Below are 5496 nucleotides of genomic sequence, written 5' to 3' on the forward strand. Positions count from 1 at the left end.
GCGCCGGTCGGCGCGCAACGGGTGCGCGGGCGACGGCCACCACCGGGCGCTGCTCCGCGCCGGGCGTGCGCGCCCCGGGCGCGGCCCATACGGAAGTGGCCGGAGAAGTTCGCTGCTGCGGCGTGATCTGCGGGGTACCCAGAGTGGCGCGCCGCCCACCGGGTAGCAGCACCTGTGGTGAGGTCCCGACGGCCCTTCCCCGCGGGCACGGACGGCAAGAAGAAGTGATGGATACGGTGAGGAGTGTTCCTGTGGCGAGCGACACCACCCCCGCCGACCGGCGACGGCGGCGTATCGACAGTCGAGCGGCACTGCGTTCCCTGACGGTGACGCTGCTGGCGGTCCTGCTGACCCTCGGCGCGGCGGGAGCACTGGTCACCGGCACCGGGCGGGGCGTCGGCGAGGAGGTCTCCGCCGCCGCGACCGCTCCCCCGGCCGGCACCCTCTACTACGCGGCGGGCGCGGTGCTGCTGGCCGCCGCCCTCGCCTACGGCATCGCCCGGTACCTCGGCCGTCGGCGGATCACGCTCCTCGGCACGTCCGCCGGCCGCAGCTGACCCCGGCGGTCGTTCGTCCGGCACGCGTTCGTCCGGCACGCGCGTCCCGGGCGCGGCGGCACGGGTGGCGGGCGCCGGGCGGGTGCGTGCGCGGCGGGTGATCGACGGGCGATCGCCGGGTGTCGGCACGCCCGGCCACACGGGGCGCGGGCTCCCGCGCCCCTGCTTGCTGCCCGGGCGGGCAGCGGCGCAGGATGACCGGGTGACGCACGAGGAAGCACAGCGGCCGGACGACGGCCGCGAGAGCAACGCGGTCGCCGCGGCGATGGCGGGCGAGATGGCGCTGCTGCGGCCCGAGGTGCGGCGGTCGCGCGAGCGGATCGCCGCACTGCTCGATCCCGAGTTCACGGAGGTCGGCGCGTCCGGACGCCGCTACGACCGGGCAGCGATGCTCGACGCGCTCCCCCGGATGCCCGCCCTGCCCGGCGGCCCGCCGGACGGCGGTGCGCACGAGGCCGGCGACGGACCGCGCGGGATGAGGGGCGTGGAGCTGGCGCCCGGCCTGGTGCACCTGACCTACGAGACCGTCCACGCCGGACGGCACGCCCGCCGCAGCTCGCTGTGGCGCAGGCAGGCGGGGTCCGACGACTGGCGGATGTACTACCACCAGGGCACGCCGGTCCACGAGAGCTGACCGCCCGCTCACGGCGGGCACCGGGGACCGTGCCGCCGCGGGGCGGCGCCGGCCGGGGAGCCGGTCCGGCCCCCGGAGAACCCCGGCCCCCCGAACCCCGACCGCCGACGGGGCGCGGTTGTCAGAGCGGGTAGGTGCCCTGACCGTGGCGGACGGAGATCCACTTGGCGGTGGTGAACGCGTCGACCATCGCCTCGCCGTTCAACCGGCCGAGTCCGGACCGCTTCTCGCTGCCGAACGGCACCAGCGGCTCGTCGGCGAGGGTGGCGTCGTTGACGTGCACCACCCCCGACTCGACCCGCTGCGCCACCCGCAGCCCGCGGCGGATGTCGCGCGTGAAGACGGCGCCGCTCAGCCCGGAGGGCGTGGCGTTGGCGACGCGGACCGCCTCGTCCTCGCCGGCGACGCCGCGCACCACCACCACCGGCCCGAAGATCTCCCGCCGCAGCAGCGCCGCGTCGGCGGGGACGTCGGTCAGCACGGTGGGCGGCACCAGGTTCCCGGCACGCGCGCCGCCGGTCAGCAGCCGCGCCCCGGCGGCGACGGCCGTGCGGACGTCGGCGTCGAGCCGCTCCGCGTCCCGCGCCGCCATCAGCGGGCCGACCTGCACGCCCGGGTCGCGCGGGTCACCGGCGCGCAGCGCCGTCACCCGGGCCAGGAGCCGCTCGGTGAACGGCTCCAGCACCGCCTCGTCGACCAGCAGGCGGGAAGCGGACATGCAGAGCCGCCCGGCGTCGAGGAACCGGCTGAAGACGGCGGCGCCGGCGGCCTGGTCGAGGTCGGCGTCGTCGAGGACGAGGAGCGAGGTGGTGCCGCCCGTCTCCAGCACGGCGCGCTTGAGGTTGCGCCCGGCGACCGCCGCCACGTGGCGGCCGCTCTCCTCGGAGCCGGTGAAGCAGACCACCTGCGGCACACGGTGCTCGATCAGCGCGTCGCCGACCTCGGCGACGTCGGTGGTGAGGACGCTCAGCAGCCCGTCCGGGAGCCCCGCCTCCTGGAACAGCCGCGCGATGACGGCGCCGCCGCAGACCGGCGCGGCCTGGTGCGGCTTCAGGACCACCGCGTTGCCGAGCGCCAGCGCGGCGGCGACGGGCTTGAGCGCGAGCAGCAGCGGGAAGGTGGCGGGGCCGATGACGCAGACGGTGCCGCACGGCACCCGCGTCACGTGGTTCTCCTTGCCGTCGACGCTGGAGGGCACCACCCGTCCCTCGGAGCGCAGCGGGAGTTGGGCCGCCTCGTCGAGGAAGTCGCGGGCGAGCGCGACCTCGTGGGCGGCGCGCCAGCGGGTGGCGCCGAGCTCGGTGGTCATCGCGTCGGCGATCTCGGCCTCGCGGTCGGCGAGGACCTTCGCGGCGCGCAGCAGCACGCTGCGCCGCTCGTGGGGGCCGGTGACGGCCCAGTCGCGCTGGGCCTGCTCGGCCGCCCGGTAGGCGGTGTCGACCTCGGCGGCGGTGGCGACGGTGATGGCGGTCAGCTTCTCGCCGGTCCAGGGGTCGAAGTCGACGACGTCCCAGTCGCCGCTGCCCGTGCGCCAGGCGCCCGCGATGAACTGCTGACCGGTGTACGGCTCCACCCACGCGGGAAACGGCGACATGATGCCCCCAGCACAGCTACGGCTCACCGATGGCGGGACGCCATCTGCCGCCGATACTAGAGCTGTTCGGCGATCTCGTGGAGGAGGTGGCGCGTGGCGGCCGGGTCGAGCGCGGCTCCGCTGAGCCCGTCGAACGCCGTGCGGTACGCGGTGGTGTCCTCGGGTTTGTCGAGGTAGAGGGCGCTGGTGAGTTCCTCGACGTACGCGACGTCCGCGATCTCCTCCTCCGCGAAGGACAGCAGGACGAACGCGCCGGCGACCCCGGCGTGTCCGCCGTGGGAGAAGGGGACGACCCCGAGGGTGACGTTGTCGCGCTCCGACAGCTGCTCCAGCAGGGAGAGTTGGGCGCGCATCACCTCGGCGCCGCCGTAGGCGCGGCGGAGCGCGGCCTCGTCCAGGACGCAGTGCAGCCGCGGGGCGTTCTCGGAGAGCAGCAGCTTCTGCCGGCCCATGCGCAGGCCGACGCGGCGGTCGACCTCGGCGGGGGTCAGCTCGGGGAAGTTGCTGGTGACGACGGCGTGGGCGTACTCCTCGGACTGGAGCAGTCCGGGGATGAACTGGACCTCGTAGGTGCGTATGTCGTTGGCGGCCTCTTCCAGGCCGACGAAGGTGGGGAACCACCCGGGCAGCACGTCGTGGTAGCTGTGCCACCAGCCGGCGAGGCCGGAGTTGCGCGCCATCGACAGCAGCGGCTCGCGCTCGGACTCCTCGGTGACGCCGTAGAGGGTGAGGAGGTCGGCGACGTCCCGCGGCTTGAAGCTGACGCGGCCGAGCTCCATGCGGCTGATCTTGGACTCGGAGGCGCGGATCGAGTAGCCCGCCGCCTCCCGGGTGACGCCCTGCGACTCCCGCAGCCGGCGCAGCTGCGCGCCGAGGAGGATGCGGCGGACCATGGGGCCGCCGGCCTCGGCACCGCTCGGTGGTTCACCGGACACCGACGACGGCTGCGTACTCATGTGCTCAGGTCCTTCCACGTTCCGACATGCCGAAGTGTGCCATCTCCGAGCTTCGTTGTGTGCTTGCGCGGTTACACAGGATCGATTTTTGTCCGTGCACGTGCATCTGCCCTTGCATTTGCGCGGGACGTTGGGAAGCATGACCGATACGCACTGCGCGTCGGTGCGTCTGTACGACCTTGCCGGATTCACGGGGGTGGCCGGGGGCACGCGCCTCGGCCCAGTCCGGTGGATATCGCCACGTGAACGCCAGGAGTGCCGCGCCATGGGTACCGAAGGAGTCTCCGTTCTCGCTCCGTTAGAGCGACGCGCCCCGCTCATCGACCCCGGAAGCCTCGCCGGTGCCGCCTCCCTGCGGCTGCCGGGCCGCCTCGAATCGGTCCGCTCCGCCCGCACGTTCACCCGCGACACCCTCGCCTTCTGGCGGTTGACCGAGCAGTTCGACTCGGTGGGACTCGTCGTCTCCGAGCTGGTCACCAACGCGCTGCGGCACGGCGCGGAACCGCACAGCCCCCGGCCCGGCGACTCGCCGGTCGAACTGGAACTGCTGTGCAGCTCGCGGCGGTTGGTCTGCGCCGTGCACGACCGCAGCGCGGGCGAGCCGCGGGTCAACGAGGCCGGCTTCTCGGACGAGGGCGGGCGGGGCCTGCAGCTCGTGGAGTGCTTCAGCGACGGCTGGGGCTGGCGCGCACGCGGCAGCGGGCTGCTCGGGAAGGTCGTCTGGGCGAGCTTCCGGCTCGGCTGACACCGCCCGGCCCCTGCACCGGGCCGCCGTGGCGGGTCCTCCGTGCGCGCAGGGGGCCGGGTCCGTGCGCCATGCAGCGCACGAACCCGGCCGAAACGGTTCGAACATGTCGCGCGACCCCCGTCGGCGGCGTACGCCGGGAGCGGACCAGCGGAGAGCGAAGCCGACGAGCGGCGTGCGGTGTCGTCCGGCGACACACGGGCCGCGAGGCGGCTTCGGCCGTGGTTCCTCCTGGTCAGGACCCTGCCACCGCAGGGGTGACCTCCGCCACACGCGACGCCGCGGCGGTGCGCCGTAGGGTGACCCCACTCGCCGTCAGACGAGCAGGTGGTCGAACTCCCCGTCCTTGGCGCCGAGCAGCATGGCCTCGACCTCGGCACGGGTGTAGACGATCTGCGGCCCGTCCGGGAAACGGGAGTTGCGCATCGCGATGTCGCCGCCCGGCAGGCGGGCGAACTCCGCGCAGTTGCCCTGTCCGTTGCTGTAGCTGCTCTTGATCCAGGCGGCGTCGCGCAGCTGGTGCGCGAGCGGGGCGTCATACGTCTCGGCCACGGGTCACTCCCCTGGTCAGGCGGAAGGTCCACGGGCCCTCGGAACCGTTCCGGGGGCTCAACTTCTGCGGATCATAACCCCGTTCAGGTGCAGATGCACGGTCGTTTGCACGTGCACGACCCCGGGTCGCGGGACCGTCACAGTCGGTGCGAATCGGGGCACACCACGCGGTCACCGTGCGTGACTCCCGCCCGGGTGCCCCCGTCCGCCTCCCCGTCCGCGCGCCTCGCCGACGCGCGCCGCTCCCCCTCCCCGGGCCCGGCACCGGCGCACCGCAACCCGGGCGGCGACGCCGCGTCGCGCCCCCTGGCGCGAGCCGGCGGCGTGGCTACTGTGGTCCGGGACGAACGGGACCAAGGACGGACCACATGCGCACACCGCACGCCCACCGCCCGCACGCTCCCCGGCCGGACGCGGACCAGCAGGCCGCTCGCCGTCCTCGCCGGTGAACCGGGTGC

6 protein-coding genes are annotated in these 5496 nt (G+C 74.4%); 3 read left to right on the plus strand and 3 right to left on the minus strand.

Annotated features, from left to right (window positions below):
* Nucleotides 1-251: 251 nt before the first annotated feature.
* Both HCN52_RS21470 and HCN52_RS21475 read left to right on the plus strand, forming a co-directional pair.
* Entirely contained in the window at nt 252-557 is a 306-nt protein-coding gene (locus HCN52_RS21470; protein WP_168090096.1) for a hypothetical protein, read from the plus strand.
* A 202-nt stretch (nt 558-759) separates the two neighbouring features.
* Nucleotides 760-1191 carry a nuclear transport factor 2 family protein gene (locus HCN52_RS21475; RefSeq protein WP_312876821.1) on the plus strand — a complete coding sequence of 144 codons (432 nt, stop codon included), beginning with the start codon at nt 760-762 and terminating at the stop codon, nt 1189-1191.
* Between the two features lie 121 nt (nt 1192-1312).
* Here the strand turns inward: HCN52_RS21475 and HCN52_RS21480 are convergent, their stop codons facing one another.
* Nucleotides 1313-2785 (minus strand): aldehyde dehydrogenase family protein, encoded by a 1473-nt coding sequence (locus tag HCN52_RS21480; RefSeq protein WP_168090097.1) that lies wholly within the window; start codon nt 2783-2785, stop codon nt 1313-1315.
* Nucleotides 2786-2841: 56 nt separating this feature from the next.
* A complete protein-coding gene (locus HCN52_RS21485) occupies nt 2842-3741 on the minus strand; it encodes a Sco1979 family transcriptional regulator (RefSeq protein ID WP_376767184.1) in 900 nt (299 codons plus the stop codon).
* Between the two features lie 265 nt (nt 3742-4006).
* On the opposite strand from HCN52_RS21485, the gene HCN52_RS21490 reads away from it, so the two are divergent.
* Nucleotides 4007-4486 (plus strand): ATP-binding protein, encoded by a 480-nt coding sequence (locus tag HCN52_RS21490; RefSeq protein WP_168090098.1) that lies wholly within the window; start codon nt 4007-4009, stop codon nt 4484-4486.
* 315 nt (nt 4487-4801) lie between these two features.
* Here HCN52_RS21490 and HCN52_RS21495 read toward each other — a convergent pair whose 3' ends face one another.
* Nucleotides 4802-5038 carry a DUF397 domain-containing protein gene (locus tag HCN52_RS21495; RefSeq protein WP_168090099.1) on the minus strand — a complete coding sequence of 79 codons (237 nt, stop codon included), beginning with the start codon at nt 5036-5038 and terminating at the stop codon, nt 4802-4804.
* Between the last annotated feature and the right edge of the window lie 458 nt (nt 5039-5496).

The sequence above is a fragment of the Streptomyces bohaiensis genome, assembly GCF_012033785.1.
GTDB classification, from domain to species: Bacteria; Actinomycetota; Actinomycetes; order Streptomycetales; family Streptomycetaceae; genus Streptomyces; species Streptomyces bohaiensis.